The organism is Pseudarthrobacter sp. S3 (assembly GCF_050156905.1).
Lineage (GTDB): Bacteria > Actinomycetota > Actinomycetes > Actinomycetales > Micrococcaceae > Arthrobacter.
The window spans coordinates 3,877,820-3,902,127 of sequence record NZ_CP189583.1 but is presented as its reverse complement, the minus strand read 5'-3'; the positions used below and the strand labels follow the sequence as shown (position 1 = coordinate 3,902,127).

Annotated in this window: 22 protein-coding genes and 1 pseudogene; 11 read left to right on the top strand and 12 right to left on the bottom strand. The window is 65.4% G+C overall.

Features of this window, described 5'->3' with window-relative positions; genetic code table 11:
* Window positions 1-16 precede the first annotated feature (16 nt).
* The 3 genes from ACQCSV_RS18795 to ACQCSV_RS18785 form a co-directional block, all read right to left on the bottom strand.
* Window positions 17-481, bottom strand: coding sequence for a pyridoxamine 5'-phosphate oxidase family protein (locus ACQCSV_RS18795; protein WP_426938946.1), 465 nt, complete (start codon window positions 479-481; stop codon window positions 17-19).
* Between the two features lie 84 nt (window positions 482-565).
* Window positions 566-1,033, bottom strand: a complete 468-nt coding sequence (locus ACQCSV_RS18790; RefSeq protein ID WP_354155136.1) for an NUDIX domain-containing protein — start codon at window positions 1,031-1,033, stop codon at window positions 566-568.
* Between the two features lie 68 nt (window positions 1,034-1,101).
* Window positions 1,102-2,043: an aminodeoxychorismate lyase gene (locus ACQCSV_RS18785; RefSeq protein ID WP_354155135.1), complete on the bottom strand. Its 942-nt coding sequence runs from the start codon at window positions 2,041-2,043 to the stop codon at window positions 1,102-1,104.
* A gap of 95 nt (window positions 2,044-2,138) precedes the next feature.
* Here ACQCSV_RS18785 and cls point away from each other — a divergent pair, with 95 nt between their 5' ends.
* Window positions 2,139-3,611, top strand: coding sequence for a cardiolipin synthase (cls, locus tag ACQCSV_RS18780; RefSeq protein WP_426939584.1), 1,473 nt, complete (start codon window positions 2,139-2,141; stop codon window positions 3,609-3,611).
* A gap of 22 nt (window positions 3,612-3,633) precedes the next feature.
* Here the strand turns inward: cls and ACQCSV_RS18775 are convergent, their stop codons facing one another.
* From ACQCSV_RS18775 to ACQCSV_RS18740, 8 genes and pseudogenes are all read right to left on the bottom strand, one after another.
* The gene (locus tag ACQCSV_RS18775) at window positions 3,634-5,715 is read right to left on the bottom strand and encodes a chorismate-binding protein (protein WP_426938945.1); all 2,082 of its coding nucleotides are present in this window, start codon (window positions 5,713-5,715) and stop codon (window positions 3,634-3,636) included.
* Window positions 5,716-5,989: 274 nt separating this feature from the next.
* Window positions 5,990-7,378 carry an IS1182 family transposase gene (locus ACQCSV_RS18770; RefSeq protein WP_426939583.1) on the bottom strand — a complete coding sequence of 463 codons (1,389 nt, stop codon included), beginning with the start codon at window positions 7,376-7,378 and terminating at the stop codon, window positions 5,990-5,992.
* A gap of 170 nt (window positions 7,379-7,548) precedes the next feature.
* Window positions 7,549-7,671: pseudogene (locus ACQCSV_RS18765) on the bottom strand (bile acid:sodium symporter family protein); the annotation flags it as partial.
* Window positions 7,672-7,673: 2 nt separating this feature from the next.
* A complete protein-coding gene (locus ACQCSV_RS18760) occupies window positions 7,674-8,297 on the bottom strand; it encodes a LysE family transporter (protein WP_354155133.1) in 624 nt (207 codons plus the stop codon).
* Window positions 8,298-8,338: 41 nt separating this feature from the next.
* Window positions 8,339-8,728, bottom strand: a complete 390-nt coding sequence (locus ACQCSV_RS18755; protein WP_354155187.1) for a type II toxin-antitoxin system VapC family toxin — start codon at window positions 8,726-8,728, stop codon at window positions 8,339-8,341.
* On the bottom strand, window positions 8,728-9,039 hold the full coding sequence (locus ACQCSV_RS18750; protein ID WP_354155132.1) for a type II toxin-antitoxin system prevent-host-death family antitoxin: 312 nt from the start codon (window positions 9,037-9,039) through the stop codon (window positions 8,728-8,730). Before ACQCSV_RS18750 ends, ACQCSV_RS18755 begins: the two co-directional genes overlap by 1 nt.
* A gap of 59 nt (window positions 9,040-9,098) precedes the next feature.
* Complete coding sequence (locus ACQCSV_RS18745) at window positions 9,099-9,920, bottom strand: methyltransferase domain-containing protein (RefSeq protein WP_354155131.1); 822 nt, start codon at window positions 9,918-9,920, stop codon at window positions 9,099-9,101.
* 44 nt (window positions 9,921-9,964) lie between these two features.
* The gene (locus tag ACQCSV_RS18740) at window positions 9,965-10,474 is read right to left on the bottom strand and encodes a MarR family winged helix-turn-helix transcriptional regulator (RefSeq protein WP_426938944.1); all 510 of its coding nucleotides are present in this window, start codon (window positions 10,472-10,474) and stop codon (window positions 9,965-9,967) included.
* Window positions 10,475-10,662: 188 nt separating this feature from the next.
* Here ACQCSV_RS18740 and ACQCSV_RS18735 point away from each other — a divergent pair, with 188 nt between their 5' ends.
* Window positions 10,663-12,879, top strand: coding sequence for an MMPL family transporter (locus tag ACQCSV_RS18735; protein WP_426938943.1), 2,217 nt, complete (start codon window positions 10,663-10,665; stop codon window positions 12,877-12,879).
* Between the two features lie 9 nt (window positions 12,880-12,888).
* Here ACQCSV_RS18735 and ACQCSV_RS18730 read toward each other — a convergent pair whose 3' ends face one another.
* A complete protein-coding gene (locus tag ACQCSV_RS18730) occupies window positions 12,889-13,734 on the bottom strand; it encodes an NAD-dependent epimerase/dehydratase family protein (protein WP_354223737.1) in 846 nt (281 codons plus the stop codon).
* A gap of 126 nt (window positions 13,735-13,860) precedes the next feature.
* On the opposite strand from ACQCSV_RS18730, the gene ACQCSV_RS18725 reads away from it, so the two are divergent.
* The 9 genes from ACQCSV_RS18725 to betT all read left to right on the top strand — a co-directional run bounded on the left by ACQCSV_RS18725 (window position 13,861) and on the right by betT (window position 24,305).
* The gene (locus ACQCSV_RS18725) at window positions 13,861-14,592 is read left to right on the top strand and encodes a TetR/AcrR family transcriptional regulator (protein WP_426938942.1); all 732 of its coding nucleotides are present in this window, start codon (window positions 13,861-13,863) and stop codon (window positions 14,590-14,592) included.
* 114 nt (window positions 14,593-14,706) lie between these two features.
* Window positions 14,707-15,066: a hypothetical protein gene (locus ACQCSV_RS18720; protein WP_354155127.1), complete on the top strand. Its 360-nt coding sequence runs from the start codon at window positions 14,707-14,709 to the stop codon at window positions 15,064-15,066.
* Between the two features lie 222 nt (window positions 15,067-15,288).
* Window positions 15,289-17,160 carry a molecular chaperone DnaK gene (dnaK, locus tag ACQCSV_RS18715; protein WP_282330488.1) on the top strand — a complete coding sequence of 624 codons (1,872 nt, stop codon included), beginning with the start codon at window positions 15,289-15,291 and terminating at the stop codon, window positions 17,158-17,160.
* 2 nt (window positions 17,161-17,162) lie between these two features.
* Complete coding sequence (locus ACQCSV_RS18710) at window positions 17,163-17,849, top strand: nucleotide exchange factor GrpE (RefSeq protein WP_354155125.1); 687 nt, start codon at window positions 17,163-17,165, stop codon at window positions 17,847-17,849.
* 85 nt (window positions 17,850-17,934) lie between these two features.
* Window positions 17,935-18,909 (top strand): DnaJ C-terminal domain-containing protein, encoded by a 975-nt coding sequence (locus ACQCSV_RS18705; RefSeq protein ID WP_354155124.1) that lies wholly within the window; start codon window positions 17,935-17,937, stop codon window positions 18,907-18,909.
* 15 nt (window positions 18,910-18,924) lie between these two features.
* Window positions 18,925-19,350: a heat shock protein transcriptional repressor HspR gene (locus ACQCSV_RS18700; protein WP_256468729.1), complete on the top strand. Its 426-nt coding sequence runs from the start codon at window positions 18,925-18,927 to the stop codon at window positions 19,348-19,350.
* A gap of 116 nt (window positions 19,351-19,466) precedes the next feature.
* Complete coding sequence (locus ACQCSV_RS18695) at window positions 19,467-19,838, top strand: hypothetical protein (protein WP_354155186.1); 372 nt, start codon at window positions 19,467-19,469, stop codon at window positions 19,836-19,838.
* A 157-nt stretch (window positions 19,839-19,995) separates the two neighbouring features.
* The gene (locus ACQCSV_RS18690; protein WP_426938941.1) at window positions 19,996-21,951 is read left to right on the top strand and encodes an FAD-binding monooxygenase; all 1,956 of its coding nucleotides are present in this window, start codon (window positions 19,996-19,998) and stop codon (window positions 21,949-21,951) included.
* 62 nt (window positions 21,952-22,013) lie between these two features.
* Window positions 22,014-24,305, top strand: a complete 2,292-nt coding sequence (gene betT, locus ACQCSV_RS18685; protein ID WP_354155122.1) for a choline BCCT transporter BetT — start codon at window positions 22,014-22,016, stop codon at window positions 24,303-24,305.
* Window positions 24,306-24,308: the final 3 nt, after the last annotated feature.

The following is a 24,308-nucleotide window of genomic DNA, read 5'->3' as shown; positions in this document are numbered from 1 at the left end:
GTGCCTGTCGCCCGCGCTACTCGAAGGAAGCACGACGGCGGTCCGACAACCGGGTGTTCCAGACGTCCGGTTTGGTGACCTGGAAGCGGCGGCCGGTCAGCGCGAGTGGCGTCAGCCGGATGTAGTATTCCTTGGGCCCGGGCTGCCAGGGCTCCAGATGCAGGGCGTCAACGGCGTCCTTCTCGGCCTGGGCCTCGATCACGGCGGTGTCTCCGCGCGCCACCACGCTCCAGGCGATCTCCGTGCGGGGATCGTATCCATCGATCTCCAGCGCCGCGGGACGGTCCGCCTGGGCGCCCCAGAGTTTGGCGCCACCGGCGCTGCGGAAGACAATGCTCCTGCGGTCCAGCACGTAGTTGACCGGAAAGATCTCCGGATGGCCGTCCACTACCAGGGCCAGGCGCCCCAGCATGTCATCGGCCAGCAACTCCCAGCATTCGTCGAACGTCAATGTGTTGGTCGGCTCCGTGTGAGAGTTCATGCACCAAACCATACGGACCTGCGCGACGGACCAAAAGGGCAGTTCCGCCCGTCAGTACCCGGCCCGGGTCTGGGGCGGATCAATTCAGTGCCGTTCAAGACGCTCCAGCAGCGCGTCCAGGATCGGAAGCTGGCCCTTGACCAGCTTGCCGCGGGCATCGGTTTCCGTCACCCACCGGGCGTCGTCCACCTCGGGAAAGTCCTGGATGATGCCGGATCCTCTGGGCCACTCCAGCGGAAATGTGTTGCTCACAATCCCATCCGGCTGGAAGTCAGACTCAGCCGCAAACACCGTAATGATCTTTCCGGACGATTGCCGGAAGGCGCCCAGTTCGAAGTAGTCAACGGCCGGCGGCGGCGTGCCGATCTCTTCGGCGAATTCCCGAAGGGCGGCCACCAGGGGTTCCTCATCGGGAAGGTATTCGCCCTTGGGAACGGACCACGACTGGGTCTGTTTGCGCGCCCAGAACGGTCCGCCCATGTGCGCTATCCATACGTCCAGCCCGTCTGCTCCCCGCCGGTACAGCAGGATCCCCGCACTGCGAACCGCCATGGCCTCAGGCCCTCCTGCTGAACGCCGGAAAACTGCTGCATCCCGGAAAACTGTTGAATCCCAACGAACTACTGAACCCCGGCAAGCAATGCGTTGAGTTCTGCCGTCAGCTGCTTCTGTACGGCAGGCGTTCCCACTTCCTTGCCGTCAATGTGGTTCACCGGTGCGAGCAGCCTGATGCTGGAAATCAGCCATACGGCGTCGGCATCCAGCAGGTCCTGCGGTTCCAGCGGACCATACCCGAGCTCCCACCCGGCCGCCTTGGCCGCCGCGAAAAGGGCACCCTGGGAGGTCCCGGGGAGGATCCCGCTGTCCAGCTGCGGGGTGATGAGCCGGCGCACCGTGCGGGTGGCGCCGGCGCCGTCGTCGGAGGTTTCCACATGTGCCAGCAGCACAGTGGACGTGGGACCCTCCAGGACCCGGCCGTCTGAGGACGTGAAGATGACGTCCTCGGCGCCCTGTTTGTGGGCGTACCGCAGGGCGGCCATGTTCGTGGCATAGGACAGGGTCTTGGCGCCCAGCAGCAGCCACGGGGCACGCTCAGCCACGTCGCTGTCGTAGCCGCGGTCCAGGAGGATGACGTCGATCCCGGTTTCGCGCTGGCGGCGGCCGAGGGCGCCCACCGGGGAGATCTGAACCCAGCACGTAGGGGACTCCGCGCCGTCCGGGCCACGGGTAACCAAGAGTTTCACCACCACCTCGTCCTCATCTGGCGAGGGAGCAGGGTGTTGGGTGCGGCGCTCCGCGACGCCAGTGGAGATGGCTGCCCGCCACACGGCCTGAGCCGGGATCGCCAGGTCAAGGGCCTGGGCCGACCCCGCCAGCCGGTCCAGATGAGCCTGGAGCTTCCGGACGGCGCCGCCCACCGCGAGCATGGATTCGAACACGCCATCGCCGCGAGTGGCGCCCTGGTCCGTGGCCATCAGCTGGGGCTGTGAAGCGTCGGCCAGCCGGCCGTCCGGGAACGCGGGGTCAAGGAAAACGAGCACCACGGGCGCAGGAGAAGTCATGGCTCCAGCTTAGTAGGGCCCACCGCGGCTAAGCTGTGGTCATTGCCCCGCCGGAACCGGTCCGCGGGTGCGCGCAATCCGGGGGTATTCCAGTGCTGTGGCCAATTTCTCTTGCCGGTACCGCCCCCGCGTGGTTGGTGGTGGTGCTCAGCCTCGCCGACCTGGTAATCCGGGTCCTGGCCATCGGCATCATCCCCGGCAACAGGCGCCCCACCACGGCCATGGCCTGGCTGCTGGGAATCTTCTTTGTGCCGTTCCTGGGGCTGGTCCTTTTCCTGCTGTTCGGAAACTTCAAGCTCTCCAGGCGCCGCCGCCAGCAGCAGGAGATCATCAACACCCGGGTGCGGTCCGGCATCTCGGCGCTCGCCGACGTCGTCAGTGAGTATCCCGGGCCCGAATGGGTGAAGTCGGCCGGGGAACTGAACCGGCGGCTCGGCTCCCTCCCCATGGTGGACGGCAATTCCGTGGACCTCATTCCCGGCTATCCGGACTCGATCCTGGCCATGACCGAGGCGGTGCGCAAGGCCAAGAACTTCGTTAACGCCGAGTTCTACATCATGAGTACGGACCACATCACCGATGACCTGCTGACCGCACTCGAGGAGGCCGCCGAGCGCGGCGTGGAAGTCAGGGTGCTGTTCGACCACATCGGCACGCTCCGGGTCAAGGGTTACCGCAACTTCCTCAAGCGGCTGAGGGCCGGGAAGATCCAGTGGAAGCGGATGCTCCCGCTGCTGCCGACCCACGGCCAGTGGCGCCGCCCGGACCTCCGCAACCACCGGAAGATCATGGTGATCGACGGCGAACTCGCCTTCACGGGGTCGCAGAACCTGATCGAGCCTTCCTACAACAACCCCAAACACCGCAAAGCCGGCCGCGAATGGGTGGAGCTGATGGCCTGCCTGCGCGGACCGATCGTCACCACACTCAACGTCGTTTTCGCCACGGACTGGCTGAGCGAAACCGACGAGTCGCTGGAACATCAGCTGCAGCTCCCGGCCAACCCCGAACCGGGCAACGTCACAGCCCAGGTGGTGCCGAGCGGCCCCGGGTTCATCACCGAAAACAACCTGCGTCTCTTCAACACCCTGATCTATTCTGCGCAGCACCGGATCTCCATCTGCAGCCCGTATTTTGTGCCCGACGATTCCCTGCTCTACGCCATCACCACAGCGGCCCAGCGGGGCGTGGACGTGGAGTTGTTCGTCTCCGAGAAGGGCGATCAGTTCCTGGTCCATCACGCCCAGCGCTCCTATTACGAGGCGCTGCTGGAGGCAGGTGTCCGGATCTACCTCTACAAAGCGCCCTTTGTGCTCCACGCCAAGCACTTCACCATCGACGACGAAGTGGCGGTCCTGGGCTCCAGCAACATGGACATGCGCTCCTTCTCGCTGAACATGGAGGTCTCGGTGATGCTGCTCGGCGCGGAAATCGTGAACAACATGCGCGCGGTGGAAGACACATACCGGGACATTTCGAAGGAGCTCATGCTCGAGGACTGGGTCCAGCGCCCCTTGGCCGCCCGGTACATCGACAACGTGGCCCGGCTGACGGCTACCGTCCAGTAAGCCTGCAAGTCACCAGGGCTGCCTAGCCGGTGGGAAAGTCCGCGCCCAGCGCGGACAGCACACCGTGCGCCTTCACCCGGATTTCGTCGTACTCCTCGCCAGGTACCGAGTCGGCAGTGATGGCGCCGCCGATGCCGAGGGTGAGTTCCGCCGTCGCCCCTTGTCCGCCGCCGTCACCACCGGGCTGCGCCGTGGTGACCAGAGTACGGATCGCCACCGCCAGGTCCGTGGCCCCGTTGAGCGAAAAGTAGCCGATCGCGCCGGAATACAGGCCCCGCGGGCCTTCCTCCAACCGGTCCAGGATTGCCATGGTGCTGATTTTCGGGGCGCCGGTCATGGAGCCGGCAGGGAAACATGCGGCCACCGCCTCGGCTCGCGGCGCTCCGGGCACGAGCTGCCCATCGATAGTACTGACCATCTGGTGCACGGTGGCGTAGCTTTCGATCTCGCACAGCCTGCTGACTGTCACCGATCCGGGCTCAGCGAAGTGGCTAAGGTCGTTCCGCAGCAGGTCCACAATCATGATGTTTTCCGCACGGTCCTTCAGCGAGGCCGCCAGGTCCTCCCGCAGCTGCCTGTCGCGCTCCGGATCAGCACCCCGGCGGCGGGTGCCCTTGATCGGTTCGGCGCGCATGCCGCCGTCGGACGTTATCCTCAGGAACCGCTCAGGCGACGTACTGGCCACCGTCAGCCCGCCGAACCGCAGGTAGCTGGCGAACGGCGCCGGGTTCTTCCGCCGCAGCGCGAGGTACGTGGGCCAGGGGGCGGCCGCGGCGGCGGGCAGCCGGGCCGTGAGCGTGGTGGTCAGGCACACCTCGTAGGAGTTGCCCTCATGGATTTCGTACTGGGCGGCTTCGATTTTGGCCAGGTAGGAGCGCTCCGTGTCGCGGCTGCTGAATGCGGGCCCAACGGAACGCACGACGACGTTGCTGCCGCCGGGGTGCGAGCTTTGAGCGCCAGAGCCCGGGGTGCTTGCGGAGCCGGCGACGGCGGCGCGGGCGTCGGCCAGCCAGCCGTCGGCGTCGGGCGCTTCCAGTGCAAGGAGCCAGGCCGTTCCTTCAACGTGGTCCAGAACGACGGCGCGGCCCGCGAAGATCAGGGCCGCGTCGGGAGTCGGCGCCGCTACGTCCGTCCCTCCGGTTTCGCGTTTGAGCTCATAGCCCAGGCAGCCCAGCCAGCCCAGGGTGAAGTCGCCCGGGTAGCCCTCCGGAGTGCGGACCGCCCGGCGTCCCCAGACGGTGTCCAGCCAGCGGAAGAACGGTCCCGGCACGCGCGCCGTGGCGGAGCCTGCCGTGATCACGCTTTCGCCGGACCGGTGCGTGACCGCCTGGCCGTAAGTTCCGCCGTCGTCCGCGAGGATGCTGAAGCGGTTGCGCTCGGTGTCTGCGTTGGCGATGCCGGCGTTGGAGGAGTCCAGCCAGACGGCGTTCGCTGAGCCGCCGAACAGGTTCTCGAAGAGTACGGCGGCGTCAGGCCTGGCGACCAGCCGTTCTGCACGCAGCCTGAGGCCGCGGCGGGCGGCAAGCTCGGGAACAAGCGCCGGTCCGAGGGCGGGCAGGTACACGAGGGCCTGCATGACGTCGGCGGTGGCGGAACCATCGGCATTGTTGCGGACGCGGATATCGGCTTGGCGGCGGACGTCGTCGGCGGCGAGCCACGAGTTCTCCTGCTCGGCCCATTGGTCCCAAAACGGCTCATACGTCCCGCCGTCGCGGTCCAAGGCCCGCTTCCGGCGGATGTCGTCCGGCGCGTCCGCCCAGATGACAGCGCTGAGCATGGGCCTGGCGTCGGCGGCGGCCGCCCCCACTCCCTCAATGATCACGATCTCGGCGGGCAGCGTGACCCGGGTGTCGCCGTCGTAATGCCTGTCCCAGTCCCAGCTGGTCCAGGTGGCGGGCTCGGCGCGGCTCAAGGGTGTGAGCACGGTGGAAACGTAGCGCTCGATGCCCGCGGTGAGGCCATTCCAGCCCGGGTAGATATCTTCAAGGTGGAACAGCGCGACTTTGTGATGGTTCCGTAGCTGCGCGGCGAGTTCGATGGCCAGAGTGGTTTTGCCTGCGCCGGATCGCCCGTCAATGGCGATGATCACAGGTGCGGGGGTCATGAAATAGAGCGTACCTGCTGCTGCATCAGCCGCTGTCGCGGCGCCGCCTGGCCGAGGACCGTGCAGACGTGCGCGCTTGCTGCCTCCAGGCAGCTCCTGCTAGGTGCGTGGGTCGGTAATTGTTTGAGGGTTCCTCAGGTTTGAGCCGTAACGGCCCGAGGCCGGTTTCCTTGTCTTGGAAAGGGGCCGGCCTTTTGGCATTCTCGCGGAAGGAATGGGCTGGAAGGCTCATGCGGGGCGCGGTTCGATCCCGGGGCGCCGTCCCCGGTCGGGTTCAGGCGGTGGCGGTGCGGTAACTGAAGAGTTTGAGCAGGTTGTGGCAGCCGGCTATCAGCTTCCATTCCCCGGCTGCCTTCTCGAGCCCGCGAAGCAGGACATGTTTGCCTTGCCGGGTGTTGATCTGTCCGAAGACCGGTTCCACGATGGCTTTGCGCCGGGCGTAGACCGCCTGGCCCTTCTTCGTTTTCAGTTTCCGGGCCATCCGTTCGGCCGGTGTCGCGTTCGCCGGGATCCTGCCCCTGGGTGATTCGGGGACCGGGCGTCCGTGTTTCATCCGCCGGGTGGAGATGAAGAACTCCGTGGCGCCATCGGCTTCAAGGTCTTTGACGTGTTCGAGGTTCGCCGCCGAGCAGTACCCGGCATCGGCGCTCCACTTCGCGGGCATGGCCGCCAGGGTGTTCTGGGCGTTCTTGACCATCGGGATCAGTTGCTGCACGTCCACCGGGGTGTTGTTCAGCTCCGTGGCCACGATGACCTGATGATCTTTATCAACGACGGCCTGCCCGTTGTAGCAGTAGTGGTAGGAACCGTCCGCGGTCTTCATGATCCTCGCGTCAGGGTCGGTAAAGTTCCGTTGCGCCGTGGGTTTCGGTTCCGCCGCCGACGCGGCGGCATCTCCCTTCCCGGCGACATCCTCGTCATCGTCCCCACGGTCCCGGGCCTTCGCCTCGGCCTCACGGCGGGCCTTCTCCGCGGCTTCGGCTTCGATGGATTCCCGGGCGGCGGCCATCGCGGCGGCGCGCCGGGCCCGGTTGGCCAGTTCGGCGGGCAGCTCATCGCCGCGTTTGCCCGGCCCGAAGCGGGCGTCCTCGGCCGCGTCCACGGTCTTGGCCTCCGCCATCAGGTCGCTGATCTCATCGGCCAACACCTTCTGCTTCGCGCTCAGCCGGGCATAGCTCATGGCCTTGTGCCGGGAGGCGTTGGCCCGGACCTTCGTCCCGTCCAGTGCCACATGGCCCAACGAGACCATGCCCGCGGCCCGGCAGAGTTCCAGTGCCTGGAGGAACACGTTGGCCAACGCCGCGAGGTGGCGTTCGCGGAACCGGGCGATCGAGCGGAAGTCCGGGGCCTGCTGGGCGGCCAGCCAGCGGAACGCGACGACGTCCGTGCAGGCTTTTTCCAGTTCCCGCGAGGACCGCACCCCGACGCAGTACCCGTAAAGCACGATCCGCAGCATCAACCGCGGATCATACGGCGGCTGGCCCTTCGCCTTGGCATAGGAGGCATGGAACCGGGTCAGATCCAGCTCCCCGTCAACAAGCTCACCAATGAACCGGGCCAGATGGCCCTGGGGCAACCATTCCTCCAGCGACGGCGGGACCAGCATCACCGCATCGGGCTCGAACGCCTTGAAGCGTTTCCTGGCCCCGGCGTTGGCATCCATGGGCACATCGGTGGGCTGCTCGACCCGCTCGACCAGAGACTCGTCGAACAAACCATCCTGCGCGGAAGAACCGGTATCCATGCCCACGATTCTCCCAGCCGCCCCTACGAGGACATGGTTATTCTGTCGGCGTTTTAAGAATTAGGGCCTGTCATTTCTGACCCACGCACCTAGTCGTCCCGCAGCGGGCGCCGCGCCAACCAGGCCGCCACAATAGCGCCGGAGATGTTGTGCCAGAGCGAAAAAACGGCGGACGGCAGTGCGGCCAGCGGTGTGAAATGCGCGGTGGCCAGGCCTAGTGGATCAGGGCGAGGAGAATTCCCACCGCCACAAAGAGCACCCCGAAGATCCGGCTGAGGATCTTCTGGCCGCGGGCGTTTTGCGTGAAGCGCTGGAAGGATTTGGCGGCAAAAGCGAAGAAGAACCACATCACCAGGATGTCGATCACCACCACGGTGGCCGTGAGCACAAGGTACTGGGGCAGGAGGGGCTGTTCCGGGCGGATGAACTGTGGCATAAACGCGAGGAAGAAAACGATGGCCTTCGGATTGAGCAGGTTGACCCAGAGGCCGCGCCGGAACATTGACCAGGCGGGCTCATTCCGGAGGGCGGCGGCTTGTTCCTGGTCCAGTTCCGGTTTGCTCAGGAACTGGCGGATACCCAAGTACACCAGGTAAGCGGCGCCGGCGTAGCGGATCACGTTGAAGGCCACCGGGGAGCTGGCCACCAGCACGCCGACGCCCAACGCCACGATCACCACGTGGACAACCAGCGCTGCCTGCTGGCCAAGGATTCCCCAGATGGAGCGGCTGAACCCGGACGTCAGCGAGTTGCTCATGGTGTTGATGGCACCGGCGCCCGGCGTGAAACTGATCAGGACACCGGCGCCGGCGAGGGCGAGCCAAAGGGAGAATTGCACCTGCCAAGTTTAGTGCGGTCAGCACCACAAGAATGCCGCCCTCACCACAGTGTGGTCACGGGCTCAAAGGCGTGAAGCTCCTGATCTGCCGTCACCAGCGTCAATCCTTCCACCATGGCTTGCGCAGCCAGGGTCCGGTCAAAGGGGTCCTTGTGTTCCCAGTCCAGCTGACCGGCGGCCAACGCATGCGGAGCGGAGATGGCCAGCTCTGAGGCGTACAGGTGGGCCACCTGCCGCCCGAAGCTTGCCACTATCGCTGCCCCCGACGGCAGCTTGCCTTGATGGTGTTTGTACGACAGCTCGTATGCGGTCATGGGCGACACGAAGACCGAGTTCTCAAGCTTGGTGATGGCGTTCCTGGCTTTGGTGGACAGTTTCTTGGGTTCAGCGAGAGCCCACAGGAAAACATGGGTGTCCAGGAGCAGGCGCATCAATGATCGCCACCTGTCACTTCACCCATTTCCTCGTCGGTCCACGGTTCGTAGAACCCGTCAGGGATCTGAAGGGGCGCCAGGAAGCCCAGTTCGCGTTTGTGGGGGCGCTCGATTTTCACCAGCCGGGCCACCGGGCGGCCTGCCTTGGCAATGACCACATCCTCGCCGTTTTCAACGAGGTTCAACAGCTCAGACAGGCGCGTTTTTGCCTCTTGGACGTTATATTGTCCCATGTTGACCAAGTCTAGTTGGTCAACCTCGGCGGTGTAAGGCTCCGCCCAGTATTCGTTCTCTCCGTAATGGCTCATATGCCGACGTTATGGCGGCCAGAGCGGGGTGGATAGGCGTTGTGATCCCTATGTGGAAATCACGCCCGGGCGATGACCTCACCGTTTGGGATGAGGAACCAGCCGTCGTCGGTGGATCCCCAGCGGTGCCAGCCGGCCGAAATCCGGGCCAGGTCCGCTGGATTTGCGAAGCCGTACTCAAGGGCCTGCTCCGCGAAGGCCGAATGCAGCACTCGTTCGCCCCAGACCCTGGCCTGCCATCTCCGCTGTTGCCCGGTGGCATACAGCCAGTTGCTGCTGGTGGGCGCCACGTTGGTGAAGCCTGCGGACTGTGCCCAGGACACGAGCCGGCGGCCGGCGTCGGGCTCGGCCCCGTTGCGTCGTGCGATCCGCTGGTACAGGTCCATCCACTCGTCCAGTTCAGGGACGGCGGGGTACCAGCTCATGCCGTGGAAATCGGCGTCGCGGACTGCCACAATGCCGCCCGGTTTCGCCACCCGGCGCATCTCGCGCAACGCCTCCACCGGGTCGGTGAGGTGCTGGAGCACTTGGTGGGCATGGACGACGTCGAAGGTTTCATCCTCGAAATCGAGGTCATAGATGTTGCCGGCCAGGAACTCCGCATTGGCCACGCCGCGCTCGGCGGCCAATGCCGTGGCCTGGGCGATGATGTCCGGCGACCGGTCCAGGCCGGTGACCTTCCCGGGCGATACCAGCCCGGCGAAATCGCAGGTGATGCTCCCCGGGCCGCAGCCGACGTCGAGCACTGAAACCCCGGGCGTGAGGTGCGGAATGACAAAGGCCGCGGAATTCTCCGCGGTCCTGGAGGCGTGGGCGCGGACCACAGAATCGTGGTGGCCGTGCGTGTACACATCGTCGTCGTCAGGCTGCTGCGCACTCATAGTGAAACGCTACCCCTCCGCAGTGGAAAACGGACGGAACCTTCCTACTTGGCTGGGGCGGCAGGGCCGCCGCTGGCCGTATCCTCACGGGCCGCGACGGTGGCGTCCACCATGGCGGTCATGAACCGCGTGACGAGCTCCAGTTCGGCGGGCGAGAAGTCCGCCATGGCGGTACCCATGTGGCGCGACAGCGGCATGAACATGGCACTGCCGTCCCGGAACGCCTTCGGTGTCATGCGGAGCTGGACCTGCCGCCGGTCCGGGCCGAGACGCTCCCTGACCACGTGCCCCGAACTGTCCAGCCGGTCGATGAGGGCGGTGGTGGCGGGGGAGCTGAGGTTGAGTTCCTTGCGCAGGATGCCCGGCGTGACCACCAGGCCCTTGGCGGTGTGCCGCATGATCGCCGCCAGCGCATTGAGGTCCGTCCGGTGCATGTCGTTGCGGCCGCCAGCGGTGTCCACGTAGCGGTTGGCCTCCAGCGTGAAGTCCTGGAGCAGGCGGACCAGGGCGAAGGGTGCCGAGTTCGGTGGGCGCTGGAACGATTCGTCCGTCATGTTCCGCCTCCTACGCTCGCTTGCCTGCCTGTGCCCGTGAGCCTGTCTGGTGCCCTGACGGATATTACTGCAGCGATGCCAGATGCGTCGTTCAAACAGGAAACCCAACCAAAGTATTTATCTCCATGGTGGAGATACTCTAGGATGGAATCAAGTGTACCGCAGCCACCCCGAGCGAAGCAGGAATCATGAAATCAAGTCCCCAGCACAGCGCGAGGGTACCGTTCTGGCTTCGCTGGCTCCTTCCCGTTTTATTGGTGCTTACGTGGCTGGCCATCGCCGGGGTGGGCGGACCCACCTTCGGGCGCCTCGACGAGGTCTCCTCCAATGACCAGGCTTCCTTCCTGCCGGGCAGCGCCGAAGCCACCGCAGCGCAGGACTGGCAGGCGAAGTTCCGTGATTCAGACCAAGTGCCGGCCGTTATCGTCATCGAGAACCGCGACGCCATAAGCCCCGCGGCGCTTGGCAAACTGGCATCCCTGAAAACGGGACTGGAGGGCCTCGAACCAGGCAGCGCTGTGATCGGACCCATCCCTTCGGAAGACGGGAAAGCGGTCCAGTTCATCGTTCCGATCGGGTCCACCGGTGAGCTGAAGGAATCCGTCCAGGAGTTGCGGGACTTTTTGGCAGATTCCGCCCCTGAAGGCATGCAGACCTTCGTCACCGGCCCCGCGGGCCTGACCGCAGACCTGGTCAGCGCCTTCGCCGGGATCGACGGCATCCTGCTCCTGGTGGCACTCGGTGCGGTGTTCCTGATCCTGCTCATCGTCTACCGCTCGCTTCTCCTGCCCCTCGCCGTGTTGCTCACCTCGGTCTTTGCGTTGTGCGCCGCCATTCTGCTCGTTTTCGGCATGGCCAAGCTCGGCTGGATCCAGTTGAGCGGCCAGAGCCAGGGCATCCTGTCCATCCTGGTGATCGGCGCGGCCACGGACTATGCGCTGCTGTACGTGGCGAGGTTCCGGGAGGCCCTTACCCACACGCGCAACCGGACCGCAGCCGTGCTGAGGGCGTGGAAGGCGTCGTTCGAGCCGATCCTGGCATCCGGCGCCACCGTCATCATTGCCCTGCTCTGCCTGCTGTTCTCGGACCTGAACTCCAACAAGGCACTGGGCCCTGTTGCGGCCGCTGGCATCCTCTGCTCGCTGTTCGCCGCGCTGACCTTCCTGCCCGCTCTGATGGCGCTCCTCGGCCGGGCTGCGTTCTGGCCGTTCCGCCCCAAGCTGGCTCCGGCGGGCGAGCGTGAGCCCGAACTGGTCACCGGCCTGGAGGGGCAGAAGGGCATCTGGCGGGCCACCGGTTCGCAGGTTTCCCGCCGCCCGCGCACGGTCTGGGTAGCATCGGTCCTCCTCCTGGTGGTGGCTTCGGCCGGCGTGCTGCAGCTGAAGGCCAACGGCGTGCCGCAGACCGACGTCATTCTCACCGCATCCAATGCGGTGGACGGCCAGGACGCGCTGGCGCGGCATTTCGACGCCGGCAGCGGCAGCCCCGCCGTCGTCATTGCGGACGAAAGCAAAGCCGATGAGGCGCTGGCAAAGGTCAAAGCGGCCGACGGCGTGGGGGACGCCTACCTCCTGGCTGAAGGCGGGGTGCCGATCACCGGCGCCCCCGGGACTACCAGCGCTCCCGACGTCCACGACGGCAAGGTGCTGATCAACGCCACGCTTAACTACGCCGCGGATTCCAGTGAGGCGGAGGACTCGGTCAAGGCGCTGCGCCAGGACGTAAAAACGGTCGACGCCGGCGCTTTGGTTGGCGGTGTGACCGCCACGGCCCTGGACACCAACATCACTGCCCAGCGCGACCTGGTGATCATTATCCCCATCGTGCTGGTGGTCATTCTGTTCATCCTGATGCTGCTGCTTCGCTCCATGGTGGCGCCGGTGCTGTTGGTGCTCTCCGTGGTGTTGTCTTACGGGGCAGCCATGGGCGTCTCGGCTGTGGTCTTCAACAGCCTGCTCGGATTCCCCGGCGCCGACGCCACCGTGCCGCTGTTTGGGTTTGTGTTCCTGGTGGCCCTGGGCGTGGACTACAACATCTTCCTGATGAGCCGGGTGAGGGAGGAGTCGTTGAAGCACGGGACGCGGCCGGGCATCCTGCGCGGACTCGGCGTCACGGGCGGAGTGATCACCTCAGCCGGCGTGGTGCTGGCTGCCACGTTCGCCGCACTGGGCGTCATCCCCATCATGTTCCTGGTGCAGCTCGCCTTCATTGTGGCGTTCGGCGTGCTCCTGGACACCGTGCTGGTGCGCTCGCTTTTGGTCCCCGCGCTCGCATACGACATCGGCCCGCGCATCTGGTGGCCCGGCAAGCTGGGCCGGCCGGAGCTGGATGTGGGGGTGCGGCGGGATGTTGGCCCGGTGGAGCCCGATCTTCATCCCGCGTCAGAGGGTGCCGGCCGCCGGTAAGCACAAGCCTCAGGCCTGCGCGCGCCACCAGGCCACCGTGGCCGCGGCTGCCTCGGCAAGGGGGGTCGGACGCAGGCCTGAGGCGGCCTGGCTCGCCGCGGAGTCCATCACGAACGGCTGATCGAACTGGTAGAGGGTTTCGGCGAGCTCCCGGAGATCCTTCGAGAAGGCACCCATGGCCCGGAGTGCCCAACCCGGGATGGCTCCCAACGTGGGCGACGCCGCACCGCCGGCTTCCGTGAACGCTGTGGCCAACTGCCGCTGTGGTACTGCCGGCCCGGTGGGCGCGTGCCACACCTTGTTCCACCGCGCCGGCGTCCCCGCGGCATGGATCATAGCCGCCGCCAGGTCCGGAACGAACGTGAACGAATGGGGCTGGTCCGCGCTCCCGATGACCCACACCTTCTTGCCGGCCAGCACGGCGGGGACCATGCGCTCGCCGGCATGTGAGGTTCGCACCCGTGGGCCAAAGAAATCGCCGGCAACCACGCTGACGGTATTGGTCGGAGAGGCGTCCCGCGCCTCCAGGAGTTTGGTCCGGACACCCCGCTTGCCGCCCTCGGCGGTCCGCGGACCCGCTTCTGTCATAGCTCGGTGCGGCTCGCTGTACGAGTAAAGGCTTTCGGGGAAGACAACGACGGCGCCCGCCTCGCCTGCAGCGGCCAGCACCGTTTGCTCGGCCGCTGGTACATGGGCGGCATCCTGGACGTCCGCTTTCACACGTTCAACCAGCGGATGCTCGGGGCCGCCGCCGGAGCGCGTGAGGATCCTGACGTTTCTTCCTTGGCCTGCGAGCTGTTCAGCGACCGTCCAACCCACGGGGCCGGCTCCGGTAACAACGTTGACATCGGTCATGACTTCTCCTCATGGACTTCTAATAGAGAGCACCGCTCTCCCAGTAGCGTGCACCTTCATTCAGAGGCTGTCAAGAGCGCTGCTCTCAATTGTTGACACTGCTCTGCTTTATGCGATGCTGGACAAATGAATGACCCTGCCGCGGACGCGGAAACCACCCTTCGGACACCGCGGGAGCGCGCACGGGCCCAGACGATTGCCGACATCGTCCGGCTGGGTCGGGAGCACTTGGCAATCCACGGCGCGGCATCCCTGTCGCTCCGCGCCGTGGCGAGGGACTTGGGCGTTGTCTCCTCCGCTGTCTACCGTTACGTGGCCAACCGTGACGAGCTCCTCACGCTGCTTCTGGTGGACGCCTACAGCGAGCTCTGCGACGCCGTGGATGCTGCCGTGAACGCGTTGCCGGAGCGCGACTTTGATGGCAGGTTCAAGGCACTCGGCCGGGCCGTCAGGACCTGGGCGCTGCGGGAGCCCGCGCGCTACGGACTCCTGTTCGGCAGCCCGGTGCCCGGCTACCGGGCGCCCGCCGGCCAGACCACGACGCCCGGCACGCGCGTGATCTACAGCCTGGTCGGCATTCTCGACAGTGCGTACCGGGCGGGCAAGATAACGACGGCGGTACGCACCGCCGTCGTGCCTTCCGTCTTGGCTGCCGACCTGGAAGCGATCCGCGCGGGACTCGGGCTCGCCGTGCCGAACGAAGTTGTGGCAAACGGAACGCTCGTGTGGACTTCACTCTTTGGAACGGTGAGCTTCGAGGTCTTTGGCCAGTACGGGGCGGACACCTTCCGTGCCCGCGACGAACTCTTTGAACACCACCTCACCGTCCTCGCGGGGATTGCCGGGCTCGGCGCCTGACGGAAACCCGCAGTACGCCCTGGCGTCTGCGGCCACCCCTGTTTCGCGCCGCCTGGGCTGAGTAGACTCCAAATGCGCCCGGATGGACGCGGAACTCAAAGGAGAGATCACGTCATGAGTGAGAACACCGCACCTGAAGAAGAACGCCGCAAGGGCAGCACCGAACCCGGTATGGAGGGCGAAGGTGACCAGTATGAGGAGGCCGACTTCGGCGAGGCTGGCGTCGGCGGCACGGGGAGCCAGCCCGAGGAGGGTGACTATTCGGAAGGCGATTACGGCGAGGCTGGCGTCGGCGGCACGGGGAGCCGGCCCGAGGAGGGTGACTATCCGGAAGGCGACTACGGCGAAGCCGGCACGGCGGGCGGCGCCGAGAATCAAAACGAGGAAGGCGACTATCCCGAAGGCGACTACGGCAATGCCGGCTCTGTTGACAGCGCCCGCGAGGTGGAAGTGGACGAAGACAAGAAGCCGTAGTGCCGTTCACGCACAGCGTACTACCGCCAGGGAAGCGGAATTTCGACATAAAAACCCTGGAAATCAGGGGATAGCCCGAAGATGCCGTGACCCAACAATCCAAGGTTGAGCGGAGTCCGCTCAACCTTGGATTGACATCGCTTGCGCCCTGAGTAAAGTTGAGTGCAGAACGCTCAACACTCGAGCGCCAGCAAGTTTCCAAGGAAAAGAAGGAAGCAACACATGTCACGTGCAGTAGGTATCGACCTCGGAACCACTAACTCCGTCGTCTCCGTTCTCGAAGGTGGCGAGCCCACCGTAATTGCCAACGCCGAGGGTGGCCGCACCACGCCGTCCGTCGTTGCATTCTCCAAGTCCGGCGAAGTCCTGGTCGGCGAGATCGCCAAGCGCCAGGCCGTCAACAACATCGATCGCACCATCGCCTCCGTCAAGCGCCACATGGGCACTGACTGGTCCGTTGGCATCGATGACAAGAAGTACACCGCGCAGGAAATCTCCGCCCGTGTGCTCATGAAGCTTAAGAACGACGCCGAGTCCTACCTCGGCGAGAAGGTCACCGACGCCGTGATCACCGTTCCCGCCTACTTCAACGACGCCGAGCGCCAGGCCACCAAGGAAGCCGGCGAAATCGCGGGCCTCAACGTCCTGCGCATTGTCAACGAGCCAACCGCGGCTGCGCTGGCCTATGGCCTGGACAAGGGCAAGGAAGACGAGCTCATCCTGGTCTTCGACCTCGGCGGCGGCACGTTCGACGTCTCCCTGCTCGAAGTGGGCAAGGATGAAGACAACTTCTCCACCATCCAGGTCCGCTCGACCGCAGGCGACAACCGCCTCGGCGGCGACGACTGGGACCAGCGCGTTGTGGATTACCTGCTGAACCAGCTCAAGGTCAAGGGCATGGACCTGTCCAAGGACAAGATCGCCCTGCAGCGCCTCCGCGAAGCCGCTGAGCAGGCCAAGAAGGAACTCTCTTCTTCCAGCAGCACCAACGTCTCGCTTCAGTACCTCTCCGTCACCCCCGACGGCCCGGTGCACCTCGACGAGCAGCTCACCCGCGCCAAGTTCCAGGAGCTCACCAAGGACCTGCTGGAGCGCACCAAGAAGCCGTTCCACGACGTCATCAAGGAAGCCGGCATCAAGCTTTCCGAGATCGACCACATCGTCCTCGTTGGCGGATCCACCCGTATGCCCGCTGTCTACGACCTGGTCAAGGAACTGGCCGGCGGCAAGGAGCCGAACAAGGGTGTCAACCCGGATGAAGTTGTGGCCGTTGGCGCAGCACTCCAGGCCGGCGTTCTGAAGGGCGAGCGCAAGGACGTCCTGCTGATCGACGTCACTCCACTGTCTCTCGGCATCGAAACCAAGGGCGGCGTCATGACGCACTTGATCGAGCGCAACACCGCCATCCCCACCAAGCGGTCCGAGACCTTCACCACGGCTGATGACAACCAGCCGTCCGTGGCCATCCAGGTCTTCCAGGGCGAGCGCGAGTTCACCCGGGACAACAAGCCGCTGGGCACGTTCGAGCTGACCGGCATCGCGCCGGCTCCGCGCGGTGTCCCGCAGGTCGAGGTCACGTTCGACATCGATGCCAACGGCATTGTCCACGTCTCCGCGAAGGATAAGGGCACCGGCAAGGAACAGTCCATGACCATCACCGGTGGCACGGCGCTCTCCAAGGAAGACATTGAGCGCATGGTCAAGGACGCCGAGGAGCACGCAGCCGAGGACAAGGCCCGCCGCGAGGCGACCGACACCCGCAACACCGCCGAGCAGCTCGCCTACTCCGTGGACAAGTTGATCGCCGACAACGCCGACAAGCTGCCTGAAGAGGTCAAGACCGAGGTCCAAGCCGACGTCGACGAGCTCAAGAAGGCCCTTGAAGGCACCGACGACGCAGCCGTGAAGACCGCGTTCGAGAAGCTCCAGGCTTCCCAGACGAAGCTCGGCGAAGCCATCTACGCCCAGGCCGGTTCGCCGGACGGTGCCACCGGTGCCGCAGGTGCCGAGGGTACTCCCGCCGGTGGGGATAAGGCCGCTGACGAGGACATTGTCGACGCCGAGATCATCGACGAAGACGAAGCGAAGAAGTAGCCATGCCGCACCACGGTAACGAGGAAGAGCACAACTCTTCACCAAACCAAGGCAGCGGCCACCAGGAGCCGGTCATCCGGGACAACCGCAAGGTTGATCCGGTGACGGGGCAGGCCCGGCACCCGGAGGGTGAGCAGCCCGCTGACGCGCCGGCAGGCGAGTCCCCGGTGGGCGAGCCTGTGGACAGTGACGGCGATGCACTCGCCCAGGCCGAGGAAATCCTCAACGGCATCGAGGTGCCGGCCGAGGAATCGGTGGCACAGGGTGCAGGACAGGCTGAAGCCGCCGAGATGAAGAACGATCTTCTCCGGCTCCAGGCTGAATACGTCAACTACCGCAAGCGCGTTGAGCGCGACCGGGCCGTGGCAGGAGAGATGGCCGTCATCGGCGTCCTGAACTCCCTGCTTCCGGTACTTGACGACGTCGATGCCGCCCGCCAGCACGGTGACCTGACCGGCGGCCCGTTCGCCGCGATCGCCACCAAATTGGAGAACGCGCTGAAGACGTACGGCCTGGTCCGCATTGACGAGACCGGAGTGGAGTTCGATCCCACGATCCACGAGGCCCTCATCCAGCAGCCCGGCGAAGACATCGAGGTTGACACCGTCAGCCAGGTGCTCCGCTCCGGCTACAAGTCAGGGGACCGCGTGCTTCGCGCAGCACAGGTGATTGTGGCCGTCCCGGCCTAGCATTACTCCGGTGGTTGAGCTTGTCGAAACCCAGGGTTTCGGCAAGCTCAACCACCGCCCCATAACCTTTTGAAAGGAAACGCCATTGGCTAGCCAGGATTGGGTGGACAAGGACTTTTACGCGATCCTTGGTATCGCCAAGGACGCTTCCGACGCCGACATCAAGAAGGCGTACCGGAAACTTGCCCGCCAGCACCACCCGGATACAAACTCAGGGGACGCTGCGTCGGAGAAGAAATTCAAGGACATCTCCGAGGCCTACTCGGTGTTATCTGATCCGGATGAGCGCCAGCAGTATGACGCCATCCGGGCCATGGGCGGCGGCGCCAGGTTCGCTCCCGGCGGGGCCGGCGGCGGCAACGGCGGCTTCGAGGACATGTTCGGCGGCTTGTTCACCGGCGGCCAAGGGCGTCAGCCCAGCGGGTTCAACCGGTCAGGCGGCATCCCGCCCGAGTTCGCGGACCTGTTTGGCGGCGGCGGGTTCGGCGGCCAGACCGGCTTCCAGCGTCCGCCTTCGAAGGGTGCCGACCGTACAGCGACCACCAGCATTTCCTTCTCCGGGTCCATCCGTGGCACCACCATCGGCCTGCGCGAACCCAGCGGTGACGTCATTGACGTCCGCGTTCCCGCCGGCATCAAGGACGGCCAGAAAGTGCGCGTCCGTGGCAAGGGCCAGCCAGGGCCTGCCGGCAACGGCGACCTGATGGTGGCTGTGTCCGTCAAGCCCCACGAGTTTTACACGCGCGACGGCGACAACCTCCGCATCCATGTCCCGGTCACCTTCCCGGAAGCTGCTTTGGGCGCCGACATCCAGGTCCCCACGATCGACGGCGAGACCGTGAAGGTCCGCGTTCCGGCCGGCACGCCCTCGGGCCGAACGCTCCGGGTCAAAGGCCACGGAGTGAAGACCTCCAAGGTAACCGGCGATCTCCTGGTGACCATCGACGTCGCGGTTCCGAAGAACCTGAACAAGGAAGCCGAAGCAGCCGTGAAGGCCTTTGCCGAAGCCACCGCAGACGCCGATGTCCGTGAGGGCCTGGCCGCCAAGGCCCGGCTCTAAGCAACGGAGCAAACCGTGGACATCAGCGCCGACCAGCCGATCTTCGTGATCTCCGTCGCGGCTGAACTGGCGGATATGCACCCGCAGACGCTCCGGCAGTATGACCGGCTGGGCATTGTCTCGCCCAGCCGGGCGCCGGGGAAGTCGCGCCGCTACTCGCAGCGGGACATCAACATGCTGCGCGAAGTCCAGCGTCTGTCCCACGAAGGCGTCTCACTCGAAGGCATCAAGCGCATTCTTGAGCTCGAAAACCAGGTGGCCGCGCTCCAGCGCAGGGTGAGCGAACTGACCGAGGAGCTGGGCCGCCGTCGTGATCCCCTTGATTCGCGGATCTTCGCGGCTGGTGCCGCCGGCGACGTGGTGAGCCTGGCCCGCGGCCAGCGACCCCGCGCCCGATCCCAGGCCGTGGTGGTCTGGCGGCCCAGGGCATTGGGAAACTAGAGTACCCACTACTCGTGACCGGACCGCCTCCGCTGGCTTGAATGGAACCTCAGCTGGGTCTCACAGCGCAGGTTCGAGCCTCTGGGGGTTTTCGCGTGTTTGGTTCATCAGTCGTTATGTTCGCAGGGTCCAGTGTTGGGCTGATACTGCTTGCCATCGGTCAGACCGTCGTGGTGGTGTGCGTGTGCTTTGACATGGTGCGGGCGCTGTCCGTGCCGAGGTCGCACCGGCGCTATGTGGCCAGCACGGTCTTCCGGACGCTGGCTGTTCCGTCCATCATCTCCGCTGGCATGAGCGTGCTGATCGACGCGCTGGCCTGGTCCTGGATGGATGTTGGCATGTCGATGTTCGTGATGGTGGCGATCATCTTCCGCCTGCACCACGACAAGGACGAGGATAACTGGTGGAAGGGCAAGGGCAAGAAACTCGCCCGCTGGGCCCGCCGACAGCTCAGTTCCGGAACGTCGGTAGCGCCGGCGATGGGGTAGCGGCTCCGCCGGTCCCGGCCCACCACCGCACGGGCAGGTTGTGGCGTGCATCACGGCCGCGTAGACTTCCACTTTGGGGCAGGATTCATATATAGAATATTGAGTTCTATTATCGAACTCAATGCCTGCCAGCCACACAACGAAGTGAGGAAAGCCTGTGCAGTTCCACCACCACGGTTACGTATCCGGTGACCCGCGGGTCCAGTCAGCATCCGGCGTCGGTCTGGACCGCACTGCCGAACTTCCCGACGAAGTGGACGTGCTCATCGTCGGCACGGGCCCCGCAGGCATGCTCAGTGCGGCCCAGCTTTCCCGGTTCCCCGGCATTACGACGCGCATCGTGGAGCGCCGCCCCGGGCGCCTTGTCATCGGCCAGGCGGACGGAATCCAGGCCCGCAGCGTCGAGACCTTCCAGGCGTTCGGTTTCGCGGAGCGCATCATCGCTGAGGCGTACCGCATCACCGAAATGGCGTTCTGGAAACCGGACCCCGCCGACCATTCCCGGATCGCCCGCGCGGCCCGCACGCCGGACGACCCCACAGGCATCAGCGAGTTCCCGCACCTGATCGTCAACCAGGCCCGTGTGCTGGACTACTTCGCCGAATACATGGCCAACGCGCCAGCACGGATGTCGCCCGACTACGGCTATGAATTCCGCAGCCTCGAAATTGGCGACGGCGACTACCCCGTCACAGTGAGGCTCGTCCACAGTTCAGGCCCTGAGGAGGGCCAGGTGCGGGTGGTCCGCGCCAGGTACGTCGTCGGCGCGGACGGCGCCCGCAGCAAGGTGCGCGAATCGATCGGCTGCACCATGGCCGGCGACCAGGCCCATCACGCGTGGGGAGTCATGGACGTCCTCGCCGTCACCGACTTCCCCGACATCCGCACAAAATGCGCCATCCAGTCCGGTACCGGCGGCAGCATCCTGCTGATCCCACGCGAAGGCGGGCACCTCTTCCGCATGTACGTTGACCTCGGCGAGGTCGTGCCGGAGGACCACGGGGCGGTGCGCCGCACCACTATTGAGCAGATCATCGGCCACGCTAACACCATCCTGCACCCGTACACCCTGGACGTCCGCAACGTCGCCTGGCACAGCGTGTATGAGGTCGCCCACCGCCTCACCGACAGGTTCGACGACGTCCTGCCGGACCAACGCGGGACGCGCACGCCCCGCGTGTTTATCACCGGCGATGCGTGCCACACGCACAGCGCCAAGGCCGGCCAAGGCATGAATGTCTCCCTGCAGGATGGCTTCAACCTCGGCTGGAAGCTCGGACACGTGCTTGAGGGCCGCAGCCCGGCAAGCCTGCTGGCCACCTACTCGGCGGAGCGCCAGGTGGTGGCGAAGAACCTGATCGACTTCGACAAAGAGTGGTCCACCATGATGGCGAAGAAGCCCGAGGAGTTTGCGAACCCGTCCGAGCTTGAGGACTTCTACGTCAGCACGGCCGAGTTCCCCGCGGGCTTCATGACCCAGTACACCCCGTCCATGGTCACCGCGGAACCGGTGCACCAGCACCTGGCCGCGGGCTTCCCCGTCGGCAAGCGGTTCAAGTCCGCGCCAGTGGTGCGGGTGTGCGACGGCAACCCGATGCATCTCGGGCACCACGCCACGGCGGACGGCCGGTGGCGCATCTACGTCTTCTCCGACGCGGCAGCACCCGATGCGGCGACATCGCCCACGGAACAGCCGACGGCGGGGAAGCAGGCGCCGCCCTCGTCCGCCACTGACTTTGCCGAGTGGATCGCGAACTCGCCCGAATCGCCGCTGGCCGCGACGCCGTCGGGCGCTGACCGGGACGCGTGGTTCGACGTGAAGGTCGTCTACCAGCAGGACCATACGAACGTTGATATCGGTGCTGTCCCCGCAGTGTTCAAGCCGTCAGTCGGGCCGTTCCAGCTGACGGACTACGAGAAGGTCTACGCCACCGATCCCGCAGCTGACATTTTCGAGCTCCGCGGACTGGACCGCGGCGGCGTAGTGGTGGTGGTGCGGCCGGACCAGTACGTGGCCAACGTCCTGCCGTTGGGCGCGACGGCGGAACTCGCTGCGTTTTTCGCCCCGCTGCTACCGCTCCGTGAGAAGGGAGAGCCGTCCCAGGAGGCATGACCGGCGGGGCATCGATCCCGAATCGCTGACTCGATTCGGACCGTAGACTAGCATGGGATTTCATGGCCGAACAAGGAGACGCGCGTCACACCCAGGACGGGTCACCGAAGAAGCTGATCCCGCGCACCCAACTCGGCGGCACGGACCGGCGGCACAACGGCCCCGACTTCCAAAACCGCCCTCCCGTCTCCAGTCAGGAACTGAGCGAGGCGCCCGCCGAACTCATTCAGGACCGCGGGCCCAGAGTCAACTGGCGCGTCTTCATCATCGCCTCAGCCATCATCATCGCCTTCTCTGTCTGGGCGGTGCTCACGCCGACGGGTGCGGCCGGCACCATGAAGACGGTGGTGGCCTGGGTCGCGGAGAGCCTCGGCTGGTTTTACGTCCTCACCGTCACCGTGGTGATCGGGTTTGTGCTGTGGGTGGCACTGTCCAAGGAAGGCTCGGTCCGGCTCGGTCCGGACCACTCCCGCCCGCAGTACAAGCTTTTCACGTGGGTGGCCATGCTGTTCGCGGCCGGTGTGGGCATCGACATGCTTTTCTTCTCGGTGACCGGGCCCATTAGCCAGTATATGAACCCGCCGGCGGGCCAGGGACAGACGCCGGCGGCGGCCGAGGACGCCGTGGTGTGGACCATGTTCCACTATGGCGTGGCCGGCTGGGCCATGTATGCGCTCCTCGGTATGGCCATGGGGTACTTCGCTTACCGCTGGGGCATGCCGCTGTCCATCAGGGCGGCCCTGTATCCGTTGCTGGGCAAGCGGGTCCGGGGCGGGATCGGCGACGCGATCGACATCGTCACCCTCGTCGGCACTGTCTTCGGCGTGGCCACGTCCATGGGGATCGGCGTGGTGTTGCTGAATGTCGGTTTCGCCTTATTGTTCGGCCTGGAGCAAGGCCTGGCCCTGCAGATCGCGTTGGTGATTGTTGCCGTCGTCCTGACGATCGCGGCGTGCACGTCGGGGGTTGACAAAGGGATCCGCTGGATTTCCGAGTTGAATATCTGGAGCTCCGCGGCCATGCTGCTTTACATCCTGGTGACCGGCCAGACCTCCTTCCTGCTCAACTCGTTGGTGGAGAACATCGGCCGGTTCATCTTCACCCTGCCCGACCGCACCCTGCAGACCTTTGCGTACGAGGAGGGCGGCTCGGAGTGGATGGCTGGCTGGACGTTGTTCTTCTGGGCGTTCTGGCTTGCCTGGGGGCCGTTTGTGGGCCTGTTCCTAGCCCGTATCTCACGCGGGCGGACGCTGCGGGAGTTCGTCATCGCAGCCATCACCGCCCCGGTGCTGTGTGACTTCCTGATCGTGAGCATCTTCGGCAACAGCGCCCTGCACGAGGTCCTCAGCGGGAATACCGAGTTCGCTCAGCTGGCCATCGACAGCCCGGAACAGGGCTGGTATGCGCTGTTGGGTATGTTCCCGGGCGCCGGTTTCCTGATCGGGTTGGGGACGTTGTCCGGAGTACTGTTCTATGTCACCAGCGCCAACTCCGGCGCCATGGTGATGTCCAATTTCTCCTCCACCATCCCGGATCCTTCCCAGGATGGGGCCAAATGGCTGCGCATCTTCTGGGCAGCGCTCACGGCGGTGCTGACCATCGCGATGCTGGTGGCTGGCGGCGTGACCACCATGGAGTACGCGACGCTGATCTTCGCCCTGCCGGTGACGATCATCGCCTGGCTGGTGATGGCTTCCTTCTCCAAGGCACTGCGGATGGAGCGGGCAGAGCGTGAGGGCCAGGTGCTGCGCAGGCAGGCAATGGCGGTGCACGGAGGCCACGTGAGGGACCGCACCTGGCGCCAGCGGCTGGCAGGGATACGGTCCTACCCGTCGAAGAAAGAGGTGGCTCTGTTTATGGAAGGCACCGCACAACCAGCCCTGGCGGAACTGGTTGGGGAATTCATTGCTCAGGGACACCCCGCCACCTTGGACATCGTCGCGAACGAACACCCCGGCATCTCCAGCTACGCGCTTTTGGTCACCATCCCGGACCACCGCGACTTCCTGTATCAGGTCCAGGCCGTGGAAGCCCCGGTGCCTATATTCGGCGGGCGCATGTCCCGTGAAACCGACGTCTACTATCGCGTGGAAGTCTTCGCCCAGACTGGCTCCGAGGGCTACGACCTGATGGGCGTAACGCACCAGCAAATGATCGACGACGTCCTGGACCGTTACGAGGCCCACCTGGGCTTCCTGACCTACTCGAACCAGCATGACTACGCTTCCGTGCTCACCCCTCCGGCAGCGCCGGCCACGGGCTCCATCAAGCGGGTTGAGCCTGCGGATGTGGACGCTGCGGAGGTTGAGCCCGCAGGAGACGGCGACAGCGCGGACGGCCGCGCCAGGAAGTGACGC

Bases quoted from the DNA above. Each gene is read 5' to 3' on its own strand.
- ACQCSV_RS18735 (WP_426938943.1), top strand. From the start codon at position 10,663: ATGAAATCAAGTCCCCAGCACAGCGCGAGGGTACCGTTCTGGCTTCGC.
- ACQCSV_RS18750 (WP_354155132.1), bottom strand. From the start codon at position 9,039: ATGAGCCATTACGGAGAGAACGAATACTGGGCGGAGCCTTACACCGCC.
- ACQCSV_RS18770 (WP_426939583.1), bottom strand. From the start codon at position 7,378: ATGGATGCCAACGCCGGGGCCAGGAAACGCTTCAAGGCGTTCGAGCCC.
- betT (WP_354155122.1), top strand. From the start codon at position 22,014: ATGGCCGAACAAGGAGACGCGCGTCACACCCAGGACGGGTCACCGAAG.
- ACQCSV_RS18795 (WP_426938946.1), bottom strand. From the start codon at position 481: ATGAACTCTCACACGGAGCCGACCAACACATTGACGTTCGACGAATGC.
- ACQCSV_RS18695 (WP_354155186.1), top strand. From the start codon at position 19,467: ATGTTCGCAGGGTCCAGTGTTGGGCTGATACTGCTTGCCATCGGTCAG.
- ACQCSV_RS18785 (WP_354155135.1), bottom strand. From the start codon at position 2,043: ATGACTTCTCCTGCGCCCGTGGTGCTCGTTTTCCTTGACCCCGCGTTC.
- ACQCSV_RS18710 (WP_354155125.1), top strand. From the start codon at position 17,163: ATGCCGCACCACGGTAACGAGGAAGAGCACAACTCTTCACCAAACCAA.
- ACQCSV_RS18775 (WP_426938945.1), bottom strand. From the start codon at position 5,715: ATGACCCCCGCACCTGTGATCATCGCCATTGACGGGCGATCCGGCGCA.
- dnaK (WP_282330488.1), top strand. From the start codon at position 15,289: ATGTCACGTGCAGTAGGTATCGACCTCGGAACCACTAACTCCGTCGTC.
- ACQCSV_RS18745 (WP_354155131.1), bottom strand. From the start codon at position 9,920: ATGAGTGCGCAGCAGCCTGACGACGACGATGTGTACACGCACGGCCAC.
- ACQCSV_RS18720 (WP_354155127.1), top strand. From the start codon at position 14,707: ATGAGTGAGAACACCGCACCTGAAGAAGAACGCCGCAAGGGCAGCACC.
- ACQCSV_RS18725 (WP_426938942.1), top strand. From the start codon at position 13,861: ATGAATGACCCTGCCGCGGACGCGGAAACCACCCTTCGGACACCGCGG.
- ACQCSV_RS18730 (WP_354223737.1), bottom strand. From the start codon at position 13,734: ATGACCGATGTCAACGTTGTTACCGGAGCCGGCCCCGTGGGTTGGACG.
- ACQCSV_RS18740 (WP_426938944.1), bottom strand. From the start codon at position 10,474: ATGACGGACGAATCGTTCCAGCGCCCACCGAACTCGGCACCCTTCGCC.
- ACQCSV_RS18755 (WP_354155187.1), bottom strand. From the start codon at position 8,728: ATGCGCCTGCTCCTGGACACCCATGTTTTCCTGTGGGCTCTCGCTGAA.
- ACQCSV_RS18790 (WP_354155136.1), bottom strand. From the start codon at position 1,033: ATGGCGGTTCGCAGTGCGGGGATCCTGCTGTACCGGCGGGGAGCAGAC.